The organism is Pandoraea fibrosis, from assembly GCF_000807775.2.
GTDB lineage: Bacteria > Pseudomonadota > Gammaproteobacteria > Burkholderiales > Burkholderiaceae > Pandoraea > Pandoraea fibrosis.
Genome location: NZ_CP047385.1, coordinates 3,895,330 through 3,911,243, shown reverse-complemented (window position 1 = coordinate 3,911,243; position 15,914 = coordinate 3,895,330). Strand labels below are relative to the sequence as shown.

Sequence of the window (15,914 nt, the reverse complement as noted above, 5' to 3'; positions counted from 1 at the left end):
CGAAATCGACAATCTCCGCCCCCGAAGCCGAAAGTGACGGCGTCGGGGCACACGCGTGTCCAATCCACGGCCACGGCGTCAACCCGGAAGGCCGCCAAGGGCGCCTCCAAACCCGCTGACGCAGGGGGTGCCGCGCGTGGGCAGAGCCCTGCGGGCGGACGTCGCCTGACGCCTGCCGAGCGCGATGCGCGCGACGCCGAACGCCTGGCCGCCCGGCAGGCTGCGGCCAACCGCGTTCCCGAGATCCAGTTCCCCGAAGCGTTGCCAGTGTCCGGCCGCCGCGAGGAGATCGCTCGCGCGATCGCCGGCCACCAGGTCGTGATCGTGAGCGGCGAGACCGGGTCGGGGAAAACCACCCAGCTTCCCAAGATATGTCTGGCGCTCGGGCGCGGGCTCGGTGCCGGCGGCACCGGCCTCATCGGCCATACCCAGCCGCGCCGGATCGCGGCGTCTGCCACGGCGCGCCGCATCGCCGACGAACTGAATACGCCGCTGGGCGAGATCGTCGGCTTCAAAGTGCGGTTCAACGACACGTTGTCGAACGGCGCGTCTGTCAAATTGATGACAGACGGGATTCTGCTCGCCGAGACGCAGACCGATCCGCTGTTGCGCGCCTACGACACCATCATCATCGACGAGGCGCACGAGCGCAGTCTGAACATCGACTTCCTGCTCGGCTATCTCAAGCAACTGCTGCCGCGTCGCCCGGACCTGAAGGTCATCATCACGTCGGCCACCATCGACGCGGATCGCTTTGCCCGCCATTTCGGCACCGGCGAGGGCGACGATCTGCGCCCGGCGCCCGTGATCGAGGTGAGCGGCCGTCTGTACCCCGTGGAAGTGCGCTACCGGCCGATTCAGGACGACGTGCGCATCGCCAACGCCGAAGGGCGCGAGGGCAGCCGCGCCAGTGCCCGGGACCGCGAGCGCGATCTGATGGACGGCATCGTCGATGCCGTCGACGAACTCTGCCGCGAAGGCTCGGGCGACGTGCTCGTGTTCCTGCCCGGCGAGCGCGAAATCCGCGAGGCGGCCGAGGCGCTGCGCAAACACCACCCGCCGCACACCGAAATTCTGCCGCTCTTCGCCCGACTCTCGGCAACCGATCAGGAGCGCGTGTTCAAGCCGTCCAACGCGCGCCGCATCGTGCTGGCGACGAACGTGGCGGAAACGTCGCTCACGGTACCCGGCATCCGCTACGTGGTCGATGCGGGCACCGCACGCGTCAAACGCTATTCGTACCGCAACAAAGTCGAACAACTCCAGATCGAGTCGATCTCGCAGGCGGCTGCCAACCAACGGGCGGGGCGCTGCGGTCGTGTGGCCGACGGTGTGTGTATCCGTCTGTATGACGAAACCGACTTTCAGTCGCGGGCGCGTTTCACCGACCCGGAAATCCTGCGCTCGTCGCTCGCCGCCGTCATTCTGCGAATGCAGTCGCTGCGACTCGCGAAAGTCGAGGAATTCCCGTTCATCGAACCGCCGCCGGGCCGCGCCATCGCCGACGGCTATCAACTTCTGAACGAACTCGGCGCCGTCGACGACACCAACCAGCTCACGCCCCTCGGGCGCGAACTGGCGCGCCTGCCGCTCGATCCGCGCGTGGGCCGCATGATCCTCGCCGCGCGCGACCACCAGTCGTTGCGCGAAGTCCTCATCATCGCGAGCGCGCTCGCCGTGCAGGACCCGCGCGATCGGCCCATCGATGCACAGGACGCCGCCGATAACGCGCATCGCAAGTTTGCCGACGAGAAGTCCGAATTCCTCTCGTGGCTCAAGATCTGGCAGTGGTTCGAAGAGGCGATTGCGCACAAGAAATCGAACCGTCTGCTGGCACAGGCGTGCCGCGATAACTTCCTGTCGCAGTTGCGCCTGCGCGAATGGCGCGACGTCCACAGTCAATTGCTCACCGTCGTGAGAGAGCAGGGCTGGCGTCTGAACGAATCGGAGGCGACCTACGAGCAGTTGCATCTGGCGCTCCTCGCGGGGCTGTTGGGCAACATCGGCTGCAAGGCCGATGACGATCCGCACTTCCTCGGCGCGCACGGCATCAAGTTCCATATCTGGCCGGGGTCGTCGCTCGTGAAGAAGGCCGGGCGATGGGTGATGGCTGGGGAACTCGTCGAGACGAGCCGCCTTTATGCGCGGTGCATCGCGCGCATCGAGCCCGAATGGATCGAGCGCGTAGGCAAACACCTCGTGAAGACGTCGCTCTCCGACGCGCATTGGGAGAAAAAGGCGGCGCAAGTCACTGCCTACGAACGAGGCACGCTCTACGGTCTGACGATCTACTCGCGCCGGCGCATGAACTTCGGCCCGCGCGATCCGCGTCGCGCCCGGGAAATCTTCCTGCGCAGCGCGCTCGTGGAAGGCGAGTGGGAGACCAAGCTGCCGTTCTTCGCGCACAACCGCAAGTTGATCGCCGACATCGAACAACTCGAGCACAAGTCGCGGCGTCAGGACGTGCTCGTCGACGACGAACTGATCTACGCGTTTTACGACGCCAACGTGCCCGAAGACCTCTACGACGGCACGAGCTTCGAGCATTGGTATCGCGAAACGGCCAAGGGCACGCCGAAGTTGCTATATCTCGTGCGCGACGATTTGATGCGTCACGAGGCGGCCGGCGTCACCACCGATCTGTTCCCGAAAAAGACGACCATCGCCGGCATCGAAATGGCGCTCACGTACCACTTCGAACCGGGATCGCCGCGCGACGGCGTGACCCTTGCCGTGCCGCTTTATGCGCTCAATCAAGTCGACGCGCGCCGCTGCGAATGGCTGGTGCCGGGCATGCTCAAGGAGAAGGCGCACCTGTTGATGAAGTCGCTGCCGCAGAAGTTGCGGCGTCACTTCGTGCCGCTCCCGGAATATGCGGCAGGCTTTCTGGAGCGTGCGACGTTCGGGCAGGGCGCGCTGCTCGATGCCCTGATGGCCGATGCGCGAGAGTTGACCGGTGTGATGCTCAAGTCGAGCGACTTCAAGCTCGAAATGCTCCCGGCGCACCTGTCGATGAACTTCAAGGTGATCGACGAGCACGGGCGGCAGCTCGGGATGGGACGCAACCTTGCGCAACTGCGCGCCGAACTCGGCCAGCAGGCGCAGCGCACATTCCAGCAGATCGCAGCGAAGAGCGGCGCGACGCCGACCGGTGGCACGGCGGCCGATGGGCAGGCGAGGGCGCCGGTGCCGGCCGCTTCGACGTCGGTGCCGGGGCGCGGGGACGGCAAAGGCGCAGGCAAGCCGGCGACGCAAACCGCTGCGGCCGCTGCTGTCGAGCCCGGCCGTTACGACAACCTGACGACGTGGAGTTTCGGCGAACTGCCCGAAATGCTCGAAATCCGTCGTGGCGGTCAGACACTGTTCGGCTACCCGGCGCTGGTCGACCGGGGCGATCACTGCGATCTCGAGGTGTTCGACGATCCGGACGAGGCGCAACGCCAGCACCGCGCCGGTCTGCGGCGGCTCTTCGCGATTCAGTTGCGTGAGCAGGTGAAGTATCTGGAAAAGAACATCCCCGGCTTGCAACAGATGGCGATGCAGTACATGAATCTGGGCACGCAGGAGGAATTACGCGAGCAGATTGTCGATCTGGCGCTGGAGCGCGCTTGCCTTCAGTTGCCGTGGCCGAGCGACAACGCGTCGTTCGTCGCGCGTAAGGACGAGGGGCGAGGGCGCCTTACCTTGCTCGCGCAGGAGATCGCGCGTCTGGCCGGGCAGATTCTCGCCGAGTACGCCGCGTTGCAGAAGAAGCTGGCGCAAGCCAAGCCGTTTGCGCAGGCGTATGCCGATCTGACGGCGCAATTGCAGCGACTGGTCGGCAAGCGCTTCCTGATCGATACGCCATACGCGCAGTTGGCACACTTCCCGCGTTATCTGAAGGCGATGACGGGACGCATCGACAAGCTCAAGGCCGACCCCGCGCGTGACGCGCGTGCCATGAGCGAACTTGGGCCGCTGCTGCAAAACTGGCAGCGGGCGACGTCGCAACGCCGCGATCACGGCGACGCGCGACTCGAAGAGTTCCGGTGGTTGCTCGAGGAACTGCGTGTCTCGCTGTTTGCCCAGGAATTGCGCACGCCCATGCCAGTGTCGGTCAAGCGGTTGCACAAGGTCTGGGAAGCGTTGCAGCGCTGACGGGGGGGGCGAGACAAGCGTCTCGCTCTGCGCTCGAAGCGTCCTTCGGAAATGGCGTCCGGAACTTCCTCCGGACGCCATTTTTGCTGGCCGTCCGGTCGCCGGTTTGCGCTACATCAGGAAGTGCCGGAATAGTGTTTCGCCAGATCAAAAAAGGTGTGCCGGAGGCGCGCTGACGGGGCGTTCCCAGCCTACAATAGCGAGACTTTTTCGAAGCAGCGTCTGCGCATGCTTCACGACGGTTTTAGCCACCCAGTCACCCTTTCTGCCCATTTTTCTCCCGAGAGACTCTGTAATGCGCAAACTTCTGATCGCTGCCAGTCTGGCGGCTTCCTTGGGTCTGGCGGCGCTCGCCGGGCTGGCCAGAGCGGCCGCGCCGGTACCCGAGAATGTCGTGGTCGTGCTCAATTCGGCCGATGCCAGCGTCAGCCTGATCGATAAGGCGACGCAGAAGGTCATCCAGACGTTCCCGGTCGGCAAGGAGCCGCACCACCTGATGGCGACGCCCGACAATCAGTCGCTCATCGTGGCGAATTCGGTGGGCAACAACCTTGTCTTCCTCGACCCGAAGACCGGACAGATCCAGCGCAAGATCGAGAACATCGAAGATCCGTATCAGATCGGCTTCTCCCCCGACAAGAAGTGGTTCGTGGCCAACGCGTTGCGTCTGGACCGGGTGGATGTGTACCGCTTCGACGGCAAGAACCTGAGCGTGGCGCAGCGCATCCCGCTCAAGAAGATGCCGAGCCATCTGGTGTTCACGCAGGATAGCAAGCTGGTGTTTATCTCGTTGCAGGAATCGAACGAGATCGCCGCTATCGACCTCGCGACGCAGAAGGTGCTTTGGAAGCTCAAGGTGGGCGATAGCCCCGCCGGGGTGTGGCTCACGCCGGGCGACAAGTATCTGCTCGTGGGCATGACGGGGGCCGACTACGCCGCCGTGGTCGACTGGCGCAATCAGAAGGTCGTCAAGACGATTCCGACCGGTAAGGGGGCGCACAACTTCCGCTCGCTCGCCGACGGCAAGCATGTGCTGATTTCGAACCGCGTGTCGAGCACCATCAGCATCATCGATCAGGATGCCCTCACGAATGTGGGCAACATCACCGGATTGCTGCCGGGGCCGGACGACATGGAGCTTTCGGCCGACCGGAAGACCCTGTGGGTGACGTTCCGGTGGGCACGTAAAGTGGGCATTATCGATCTGGCGCAGCGCAAGCTGATCAATACCATTCCGGTCGGGCGCTCGCCGCACGGGATCTATTTCTACGACCGCGCGCCGGTGCTGTAACATCGAAGCATTGCCGTCAAGGCCCTATTGATCGGGCGTCCTCCGGACGCCCGGCCCCGTTACATGTTCGATTCGCTGGTCGACGGTTTCTCCACCGCCTTCTCGGCGGTGCAGACCGAGATCTACACCCGCATCGTGCAGCCGGTGCTGTTTGCCACCGGACTGATGTCGTTTGCCGACGACGCCTTCGATGGCGTCCAGTTTTTCCTGATCGGCGTGCTCCAGATCGTGCTCATGCTGGTGCTGCTGCGTCCGCTCGAGGCGTTGGCGCCTGCCGAACGATGGCGCGAGCGGCGCGCCGTGCGGGTGGACGTGATCTACACGCTCGTGCACCGGCTCGGGCTCTTCAATCTGGTGTTCTTCTTCGCGTTTCGCCCGGTCTTCGACAATCTCCAGTCGTGGCTGCGGCTGGCGGGTTTCGTGAATCTGAACGTCGAGGATCTGTGGCCCCCGGTGACCGGCAACGCACTCGTGAGCTTCCTGATCTATCTGCTGGTGCTGGATTTCGCGGGGTACTGGTATCACCGTTGGGGGCACATGTTCCGTTGGTGGTGGGCGCTGCACGCCGTGCATCACAGTCAGCGGCAAATGTCGCTCTGGACGGATAACCGAAACCATTTGCTCGACGATCTCATCAAGTCGGCGTTCTTTGCCATCATCGCGATTCTGATTGGCGTGAGCCCGGTGCAATTCGTGCTGCTGATCGCGGTCTCGGAATGGCTGCAAAGCCTTCAGCATGCCAATACGCGATTGCGCTTCGGATGGCTTGGCGAACGACTGCTCGTGAGCCCGGCGTTTCACCGGCGCCATCACGCCATCGGGGTCGGCCATGAGGGCCGCCACGGTGGCTGTAACTTCGGTGTGCTGTTTCCCTGGTGGGACATGCTTTTGCGCACCGCCGACTTTTCGCATGCGGGTGTCGCCACCGGCATTCGCGACCAACTCCCGCCACCGGCAGGCCGTCTGGCCGACTATGGCGAGGGCTTCTGGGCCCAGCAATGGCTCGGCCTGCGGCGTCTGTGGGCGAGCGTGTTGCCGCGCCACCCCGGCGTTTCTGACGCCGCTTCTCGTACCGACGGCACCGACCGTACCGAATCTGCATGAACGATATTCTTCGCGCGCTTGGCCGCGCGCTCGTGAGCCTGTTGCATCCGCGCATGTTGTGGCTCACCGCAATGCCCTTCGTCGTCTCCGGCCTCATCTGGGGCGCTGTGATCTGGTTTGGGTGGGAGCCGTTTACCGACTTCCTGCGCCTCTGGCTCGAGCAGTGGCAGTTCACCCAGTGGATCTATCGCTTCTTCGGTTACTTCGGTGTGGACAGCGTGCGCATGGCGCTCGCGCCGTTCATTCTGGTCGCGCTGCTCGTGCCGTTGATCGTCGTCACGGCCCTGCTGCTGATTGCGGGATGGTCGATGCCGGCGGTATTGCGTCACCTCTCGCGCCGCCACTTCATTCATCTGGAAGCGCGGCAGGGCGGTTCGTTCTGGGGCAGTCTCGGGCAATCGCTCGGGGCCACTGTGGTCTTTCTCGTTGCGGCACTCGTGACGCTGCCGCTGTGGCTCGTGCCGCCGTTCTTCGCCATCGTGCCGCCGCTGCTGTGGGGCTGGCTGACGTACCGCGTGATGACCTATGACGCGCTCGCATTTCACGCCAGTCCCGAGGAGCGGCGCCGGATCATACGAGAGCGTCGCTTGCCGTTGCTCGTGATCGGAGTGGCAACGGGGCTGCTCGGCTCGTTGCCGACGCTGCTGTGGGTTTCCTCCGTCATCATGATCGTGCTGTTCCCGGTGATCGCGCTGCTGGCGATCTGGCTCTACGTCGTGATCTTCGTGTTCTCGGCGCTGTGGTTCGCACATTACTGTCTGCGGGCGTTGTCGCGTCTGCGCACGGAAGAGGCCAACCGCCACGAGCCGACGCTCGGTGCGACGGTGCTGCCGAACGTGGGGACGTTCTCGTCCGAGAGCGAAGATCTGCCACCGGCGCCGCCCGCGCTGCCAGGGCCGGGACCGTCAAACGGTTCGCCGTGAAAGTGGCACAATCGCTTCACTGCGCGTGGCCGCCGGGCGGTGCCGCGCGTTTCCCCCCAGGCTCTGACGATAAAACAAAGGACGCATCATGGCGGTAGGCATCATCATCATTGGCGACGAGATCCTCTCGGGACGTCGTCAGGATAAGCATCTGCCCAAGATTATCGAGTTGCTGACCGAGCGCGGCATGCAACTGGACTGGGCCGAGTACGTGGGCGACGATCCGGCGCGCATCACGGTAACGCTGCGCCGCACGTTCGCCAGCGACGACATCGTTTTCGTGACCGGCGGCATTGGCGCCACCCCCGACGATCACACGCGTCAGTGCGCGGCGGCGGCGCTGGGTGTCCCGCTCGCACTCACACCGGAAGCCGAGGCGCTCATCATGGAACGCATTGCGGACACGAGCCCCGACGGCCGTGCCGACATGAGCCAGCCCGACAATCGGCATCGTCTCAAGATGGGCGAGTTTCCGGTCGGCGCGCGCGTGTTGCCGAACCCGTACAACAAGATCCCGGGCTTCTCGATCGAGCAGCATCACTTCATGCCCGGTTTCCCGGTCATGGCGTGGCCGATGATGGCGTGGGTGCTCGACACGCACTACGCGGCGCTGCATCACCTGACGAAGCACGCCGAGCGGTCGGTGTTGGTCTTCGGGCTGGCCGAATCGACGCTGACCCCGCTCATGGAAGCCATCGAGGCCGAGTACAACGGCGTGAAGGTGTTCAGCCTGCCAAGTGTGGGGGACCCGCAGCGCGGCGAAGTCTACGCGCGCCGTCACATCGATCTGGGGGTGAAGGGCGACCCGTCGCTGGTCGGCGCCGCGTTTGAGCGTCTGATCGCCGGGGTGAACACGCTCGGGGGCGAGATCATTCATCCGGCCGACGCGGCGGCGAAGTCGGACGGAGGGAGCTCCCAGTGAAGTAGGCTCGCACGGGCGCTCTCCCGCACAAAAAAACGGCGCTTGCCCTGTCATGGGGCAAGCGCCGTTTTGATTGTGGCGGCGGGCGAGGCGAGTGCGTTGCGCGTCGGTCAGAACCCTGCGAGCACGAGCTTGCCGATGGTGCGTCCGCCTTCGAGCTGTGCGTGAGCGCGGCGCAGGTTCGCCGCGTTGATGGGCCCGATGACTTCGCCGACCGTCGTGCGCAGCGTGCCCGCGTCGACGAGTCGTGCCACTTCGGTGAGCAGCTTGTGCTGGGCAATCATGTCCGGCGTCTCGTACATCGCGCGCGTGAACATGAACTCCCAGACGAAGGTGGCGCTCTTGCTCTTGAGCAGGCCGATGTCGAGCACCCCTGCGTTCTCCACAATCGAGCAGATCTTGCCCTGGGGGGCAACCGCTTCGGCCATGGCCGGGAAGTGGGCGTCGGTGTCGTTGAGACACAACACGAAATCGACCTGCGGCACGCCGGCTGCCTTCAATTGCGCGGGGATGTCCTGATAGTGGTCGATGACGTGCTGCGCGCCGAGCTGACGGCACCAGTCGGCCGATTCCGGACGCGATGCGGTTGCCACGATGGTCAGCCGTGCCAGACGACGCGCGAGCTGAATGGCGATAGACCCCACGCCACCCGCGCCGCCGATCACCAGGATCGACTTGCCTTCGTCGCTGCCGTCGGGGGCGATGCCGAGACGGTCGAAAAGGGCTTCCCACGCGGTGATCGTCGTGAGTGGCAGGGCGGCGGCGTTTGCGAAGTCGAGCGACGCGGGCATGTGGCCGACGATGCGCTCGTCCACCAAGTGGAACTCGCTGTTCGCGCCTGCACGCGTGATGCTGCCCGCGTAGTAGACCGGATCACCGACCTTGAACAACGTGACGTCCGGGCCGACGGCAGCGACGGTGCCTGCCGCATCCCAGCCAAGCACCCGCGGTGTGGCTTCGACCTTGTCTTTCGGCGCGCGGACCTTGGTGTCGACGGGGTTCACGGAAATGGCTTCGACCTTGACCAGCACGTCGCGCCCGGACGGGGTTGGCGTTGGCAGCGTGATGTCTTCGAGCGACTTCGGGTCGTCGATGGGCAGGTAACGGGTCAATCCGATGGCTTTCATCTGCGTTCTCCTTGAGTTGCGGTGCGGCGTCTGGGGGGGATTCGACGGCGCACCCAGTGCGATAGCGAGAGATTACGGCTAGTCGATTGCTTTGATAATTCGCATAATGCGGAAAAGATTTTTTGGAAAATCCATCAAATGGCATTGGACCTCGATACGGTGGCGTTGTTCGTGCGGGTGGCGGCGCTCGAAAATGTCTCGGCGGCAGGGCGCGAGCGCGGACTGTCGCCGGCCACCGCGAGTACGCGACTGGTGCAATTGGAAGCGGCGCTGGGCACCCGGTTGTTGCACCGGACGACCCGGCGCGTTGCCTTGACGCAGGAGGGGGAAGTCTTTCTGGTTCAGGCACAGGTGTTGCTCGCCGCCGAGGCGCAGGCGCTGGCGAGCGTCGGACAGGGGCAGGCGGCGCCACAGGGGCGTCTGCGCGTGTCGTGTTCATCGTCGTTCGGACGTCAGCATGTCTCGCCCGCGTTGCCTGCGTTCCTTGAACGTTACCCGGGCATTTCGCTCGACTTCCGGCTGACGGATCGCGTGGTCGACTTGATCGAGGAAGGCGTGGATCTGGCGATTCGCGTGGGGGCGTTGCGCGATTCGACACTCGTGGCCCGCAAGCTCGCGACGAATCGGCGCACGTTGTGTGCGTCGCCGGCCTATCTTGCGGCGCGTGGGGCCCCGAAACATCCCGGCGACCTCGCCCAGCACGACTGTCTGATTCTCGGTGAACAGCGCGATTGGCGGTTCGTGACGCCGGGCGGCACGCTGAACGTGCGCGTGGGCGGGCGTCTTGCGTCGGATAACGGCGAGGTGCTGCGCGACGCCGTGCTGGCCGGGCTGGGCATTGCGCTCAAGTCGACATGGGACATCGGCACACATCTGCGGCGCGGGGAGTTGGTGCCGGTGCTGCCGGCGTATCCGCTGGCGGAGGAGGTGGCGATCTGGGCCGTCTACCCGAGCCGGGTGTTCGTGCCGCCGAAGACGCACGCGCTGATCGAATTCCTGCAAGCGCGCTTCGGGCCGACGCCCTATTGGGACGAGGCTGAGGCCCCCGACGCGAGCGATGTGCCGTTGCGTCCCACCGCGCAGACGTGACCCGATGTTGCGTCAGTGCAGGCGATGGCTGCGGGGCTGTTGGGTGGTGGGTTCTTCGTGCCCGATGGCCGGGCTGGCGTGATGCAGCACCAGCCGCCAGCCATCCGCTTCCTTCAGGTAGACATTGGTGGCGAGCACGAAAGCGTAACGCGCCTCGGGGTGCGCTTCGACCCGAATCTGCTCCAGCACGTTATGAACGGCGCATAGCGGGTTGTGTGCGACCTGAAGATGGCTGACCGACAATTGCAGGCCGCCGTTCGCCAGGATCTGGCGCCAACTGGTGCGAACGGCCGCCGGGCCGACATGCCTCGGCCCCGAGGGGTGAATGCAGACGATCTCCTCGTCTTCCGACCAGACATCCATCAGCGTATCGGTGTCGCCGGCGCGCAGCGCTTCGTAGTACGCGTGCTCGGCGTCTTCCGGACTCAGGAAAATGGCAGCGGGCATAACGGCAGCCTCCGTCGGGTGGATGCACTGCACAGCGGGTGTGCTGCGCGGCGAACGCGCCGATTATGGAGGGTTTGCCCGGGCTTGTCGAACGTGGGGCAGGGTGTCAGCCGGGCGTCACGGCGCCACCGATGGACGCGAGGGTGTGTGACTCTTGATCTGGCGCAAGGCGATCCCGACGTGGCGCCGGTAGTTTATGGGTAAGGCGGGGAAGCGCAAGCCAGCGAACGGCGCGCGCAAAGGTGGGCATGGGGCGTTGCGCTCGCACGGAGGCGCTCAGGCGCCCCCGGTGACCGGTAACGGGCTCAGCAGGGGGCGCCCGCCAGTTCGCGCAGGGCGGCGGCGTCGACGATCTTGACGTGACGTTGACGGATTTCGATCATGCCGCTCTGGGCGAAGCGCGAGAACAGCCGGCTGACGGTTTCGAGCTTGAGGCCGAGGAAACTGCCGATTTCTTCGCGGCTCATGCGAAGCACGAACTCGTTGGCAGCGTAACCGCGTGCGGCCAGTCGCTCGGAAAGGTTGATCAGGAAAACCGCCAGACGCTCCTCGGCACGCATCGTACCGAGTGCGAGCAGTTGCTGATGCTCGTTGCGGATTTCCTGGCTCATCAGGCGGTGAAGCTGGCGTTGCAGCGACGGGACCTGACGCGAAAGCGTCTCCAGTTCGCCGAAGCGGGCGATGCACAACTCGCTGTCTTCGAGCGCGATGGCGGTGCTCGGGTGATGGTTGTCGGCCACGGCGTCCAGGCCGATCAACTCGCCCTGAAGGTGGAAGCCGACAACCTGCTCGCGGCCGTCCGGCGCGGTGACACAGCTTTTCAGCGAGCCGAAGCGGATGCCGTAGACGGCGTTCAGATCATCGTTGGCGTGATAAAGCACCTCGCCCTTCTTGAGGCGACGACGCTCGCTCACGAGTGCGTCCAGTCGTTCCAGATCCGGTTCCGGAATGCCGACGGGCAGACAGAACTGCCCCAGCGAACACGTGGAACAACGGGGCTGAGCGATGGGAATGCGACCGATCTCGATGGTCATGGAAGCCCCTGAAGTTATTAGGGGAGTTTATCATGGGGCGTCGACCTATCGTTTTCCCTGCAGTGACGTCAGGGTTGAGACGGCGCTTTACGGGCGTCGGTGTTTCAGTAATAATTGCGCACATACCGGACGTCCGTCTTGCCGTACCATCGGCTTGGGCGTTTCCCGGCAGGTCGTTCGAAGCATCCAGGTTGCGCCGCCGTCACTACGACCGAACACAAACGGGCGCGCGCTTATGTGAAGCGGTTGTTTTTGGTTCGATGACCGTTTCTCTTGCTCCAAGCATCCATTTATTCCTGATACCGGGTCGCCAAGCCCCCGGTTTGCTTAGTCGCACATGAATACCCAAGAGGCGAAACTCGTCCTCGAGACCGCGTTGATTTGCGCGCAGGAGCCGCTCAAGGTCGGCGATCTGCGCAAGCTCTTCAATGACGCCGTGTCCGGTGACACGGTGCGCGCGCTGCTCGAGGAAATCCGCGTGCAATGGGATGGCCGAGGTGTGGAATTGGTGGCGTTGGCCACCGGCTGGCGTTTCCAGAGCCGTCCGCGCATGCGTGAATACCTTGATCGCCTCAATCCGGAGAAGCCGCCGAAGTATTCGCGGGCCGTGATGGAGACGCTGGCGATCATTGCATACCGTCAACCTGTCACACGAGGCGACATCGAAGAGATTCGCGGCGTGACGGTCAACACGCAGATCATCAAGCAACTCGAAGATCGTGGCTGGATTGAGGTGATTGGTCATCGCGACGTGCCGGGACGCCCTGGTCTGTACGCCACGACCAAGGATTTCCTCGACGATCTCGGATTGCGAGCGCTCGACGCACTGCCTCCGCTGGAAGATCCGGCGGCGCAGGCGCAGATCGACCTGCTCGCGCAACAGAACATCGAATTCGGCGAGCGTGCCGAAGGCGAGGCCGGTGACGACGCGACGTCCGACGACGCGCCGGTGGCCGATGCCGACGCGCTGGCACGTCTGGCGCAGGCGCGTGCGGACGATTTGCCGTTGGCGCAAGGGTTGCCGGAAGATCAGCGCGCGCTGGCGTCGTCCGAAGCGGCGCTGACGGAAGACGCATTGCTCGACGCGGTGATTGCAGAAGGCGAGGGCGCGGCAGAGGTGCCGCACGACTCGGTGGCGCAAACGTCGAGCGAAATTGCGTCCGACGTCGCGGAACTCGCGGACATCGCACACGTCAGTGAGCAGGGCGGTGCGCCGCATGGTGAGGCCGTCGACAGCGAAGCACCCGATGACGCGAAAGCGGCACTCGAAGCCGAACTGCCGGAAGACGAGGTTTCCCGTCTGTCGGAAGCGGCCATGTCGGAAGAGGAATATTCCGAAGAATCAGAGTCTGTGGCATGGGGCGGCGACGATCCGCCGCAAGATACGCAGGACGTAGCGACGCAGGCGGCAGATCCCGCTGCGTCGGTCACGCAAGAGGTTTCCCCGCACGCTGTCGACTCGGCAGCGAACGAAGCCGCTGCCGGGCAGCCCATGCCCGGTGCGATGGATGACGACGAGAACGACGGGGACGACAAGAATCTCGTCACCGGTACCTGAAGGCACCGGCGCCTGGCGCCGGGAACACCCGCGGGACCGTAAGCGATAAGAACGAAGTCGCGGCAAACCTTTGCCGCGCATTCATGGTGCGAACACGGATCAGGACAGCCACTTATGCCTGCCCACGACGATCCCGTTTTCCAATGAGGTTGTGTTGAAACAAAACGAAGAATCCCAGGACCTGCACGCACGCGATGCCGGTGCCGAAGCACGCGCGCCGGAAGGCGAGGGCGGCGATGACAAGGCCTCGCGCCGCGGTTTGCGCCGTGGTCCGCGCAGTCTGATTGCCCGCCGTCGTGCGGCGCAGCAAGCCAAACGCGAAGGCGAGGATGGCGTGGCCGGTGAGTCCGCGACGCCGGACGCTGCGCATGGCGCCCCGTCCGACGATGCGCCGCGCGGCGCAGCATCGGGGGCTGACGGTGCGCCGTCGGCCGCTCAGGGGCGCGCGCGCAATGGTGCACGCAAACCGCGTGGCGGCAAGCGTGAGGGCACCTCGCAGGCATCGCAGCCGGCACAGGCCGGCGGTGGTGCCAACGGCGCTGCACCGGGCGGCAGGGCGCCGCAGGGGACCAAGGGGCGTGGCCGTAAGGGCGCGCCTGGCGCACCCGGTGCGGGTGGTTCCCGAGGCAATGCCGCCGGCAAGGGCGACGACGATCTGTTTTCGTTCGTGACGTCGGGGGGCTTCGACAGTGAAGAGTCCGATGGCGATGCCAAGGCCGCAGCCAAGCGTGGTCGCCGTCCGGCAGATCGCCGCGTGCTCTCCCCGGACGACGAGGCACCGAAGCTACATAAGGTGCTGGCCGAGGCTGGCATGGGTTCGCGTCGCGAGATGGAAGAGCTGATTCTTGCCGGGCGTGTGTCCGTCAATGCAGAGCCGGCCCACATTGGCCAGCGCATTCTGCCGACCGATCAGGTCCGTATCAACGGCAAGCTCGTCAAGCGTCGTATCACGAGCAAGCCGCCTCGCGTGCTGCTGTATCACAAGCCGTCGGGCGAAATCGTCAGTCACGCCGATCCGGAAGGCCGTGCATCGGTGTTTGACCGTCTGCCGCCGATGAAGACCGCCAAGTGGCTCGCCGTCGGGCGTCTGGACTTCAACACGGAAGGTCTGCTGATTCTCACGACCTCCGGCGATCTGGCGAACCGATTCATGCATCCGCGTTACGAAATCGAGCGTGAATACGCCGTGCGTACCGTGGGGCAACTGAGCGAAGCCTCGCGCCAGCAACTGCTGCATGGCATCAAGCTGGACGATGGCGAAGCCAACTTCCTGCGCCTGAAAGATGGCGGCGGCGAGGGCTCGAATCACTGGTATCACGTGGCGCTGGCCGAAGGCCGTAACCGCGAAGTGCGTCGTATGTTCGATGCGGCTGGCCTGATGGTGAGTCGTCTGATCCGCACGCGTTACGGCCCGCTGACGCTTCCGCGCGGCCTCAAGCGCGGTCGTTACGAAGAGCTCGACGACGCGCAGGTCCGTTCGTTGTTCGCGGCCGTCGGCATGAAGATGCCGGGTGCCAACTCGGACGAGAAGGTCAAGGGGGCGCGTGGCGGCAAGGCTGGCGCACCGAAAGAGCCGCGTCGCCAACCGGATCCGATGCAGACCGCCTTGGGCGTGTTCAGTCGTGAGCCGGGACAATCGCGCCGTCCCCGTGCCAATCCGCTGACGACATTTGTCGGTCCGAGCGGCGGTTATCCGGGGCAGACGCCTTCGCCGCGTGGCGAGGGTCGACGCTTTGGCGGCGGTAACGCCGCGGGCGGTGGCGGCTTCGGCGGCCAGTCGCGCGGTGGCAATGGTAACGGTAACGCCAACGGCAATCGTAGCCGTGGCGGCAATCGGACCGGTGGCGGTGGCGGTGGCAATAGCAGTGGCGGCGGCGGTGGCGGTAATTACGGCAACCGTGGCAATCGCGGCGGTAACCGTTCGCGCTGAAGGTGGTTGAGTGCCCCGAAATGGGCGGCTGAGACGAATGGGGGCTGGCGAGCGATGTCGCCTCCCCATTTTTGCGGTGCAGCAACGTTGCATTGATGCCTGTCAGACGGGCTTTGGGGGCGCCAAGCGTTGCAAATCGGCCCAAAACCATATAAAATCAATGAATAAGCTGGTTTGCGTGCCACGCGATCTGTTGCGGCGCGCACCTCATGCGCAATGAGGCTGTAAGAAATGGGCGTTTCGCCCATTTTTTTTTGCCGCGAGCGTTTTACGCGCGGCCGATGCCGCCGCGTCGGGGAGTGGGTGTGCCGACTCAGGTACGCCGGCCCGGACGGTCGAGGCAGGTATCGTG

At 64.7% G+C, this 15,914-nt stretch carries 11 protein-coding genes; 8 read left to right on the top strand and 3 right to left on the bottom strand.

The features are described from left to right. Nucleotides 1-165: 165 nt before the first annotated feature. From hrpA to PI93_RS17110, 5 genes are all read left to right on the top strand, one after another. Entirely contained in the window at nt 166-4,137 is a 3,972-nt protein-coding gene (gene hrpA / locus PI93_RS17130) for an ATP-dependent RNA helicase HrpA (protein ID WP_407945369.1), read from the top strand. Between the two features lie 295 nt (nt 4,138-4,432). Further along, nucleotides 4,433-5,428 (top strand): YVTN family beta-propeller repeat protein, encoded by a 996-nt coding sequence (locus tag PI93_RS17125; protein ID WP_039371932.1) that lies wholly within the window; start codon nt 4,433-4,435, stop codon nt 5,426-5,428. A 63-nt stretch (nt 5,429-5,491) separates the two neighbouring features. Further along, entirely contained in the window at nt 5,492-6,532 is a 1,041-nt protein-coding gene (locus PI93_RS17120; protein WP_039371936.1) for a sterol desaturase family protein, read from the top strand. Next, the gene (locus PI93_RS17115) at nt 6,529-7,455 is read left to right on the top strand and encodes an EI24 domain-containing protein (protein ID WP_039371938.1); all 927 of its coding nucleotides are present in this window, start codon (nt 6,529-6,531) and stop codon (nt 7,453-7,455) included. The genes PI93_RS17120 and PI93_RS17115 overlap by 4 nt, the downstream gene beginning before the upstream one ends. An 88-nt stretch (nt 7,456-7,543) precedes the next feature. Further along, on the top strand, nt 7,544-8,377 hold the full coding sequence (locus tag PI93_RS17110) for a competence/damage-inducible protein A (RefSeq protein ID WP_039371940.1): 834 nt from the start codon (nt 7,544-7,546) through the stop codon (nt 8,375-8,377). A 110-nt stretch (nt 8,378-8,487) separates the two neighbouring features. Here PI93_RS17110 and PI93_RS17105 read toward each other — a convergent pair whose 3' ends face one another. Beyond that, nucleotides 8,488-9,504, bottom strand: a complete 1,017-nt coding sequence (locus PI93_RS17105) for a zinc-binding alcohol dehydrogenase family protein (protein WP_039371943.1) — start codon at nt 9,502-9,504, stop codon at nt 8,488-8,490. Nucleotides 9,505-9,642: 138 nt separating this feature from the next. Between PI93_RS17105 and PI93_RS17100 the strand changes: the two genes are divergently transcribed. Continuing rightward, nucleotides 9,643-10,593, top strand: coding sequence for a LysR family transcriptional regulator (locus tag PI93_RS17100; RefSeq protein WP_052240749.1), 951 nt, complete (start codon nt 9,643-9,645; stop codon nt 10,591-10,593). A gap of 12 nt (nt 10,594-10,605) precedes the next feature. On the opposite strand, the gene PI93_RS17095 is transcribed toward PI93_RS17100, so the two are convergent. Further along, entirely contained in the window at nt 10,606-11,040 is a 435-nt protein-coding gene (locus PI93_RS17095) for a YybH family protein (protein WP_039371945.1), read from the bottom strand. Nucleotides 11,041-11,345: 305 nt separating this feature from the next. Then, complete coding sequence (fnr, locus tag PI93_RS17090; protein ID WP_039371947.1) at nt 11,346-12,074, bottom strand: fumarate/nitrate reduction transcriptional regulator Fnr; 729 nt, start codon at nt 12,072-12,074, stop codon at nt 11,346-11,348. A 337-nt stretch (nt 12,075-12,411) separates the two neighbouring features. On the opposite strand from fnr, the gene scpB reads away from it, so the two are divergent. After that, entirely contained in the window at nt 12,412-13,632 is a 1,221-nt protein-coding gene (gene scpB / locus PI93_RS17085; RefSeq protein WP_039371949.1) for an SMC-Scp complex subunit ScpB, read from the top strand. A gap of 181 nt (nt 13,633-13,813) precedes the next feature. After that, complete coding sequence (locus PI93_RS17080) at nt 13,814-15,562, top strand: pseudouridine synthase (RefSeq protein WP_039372098.1); 1,749 nt, start codon at nt 13,814-13,816, stop codon at nt 15,560-15,562. Nucleotides 15,563-15,914: the final 352 nt, after the last annotated feature.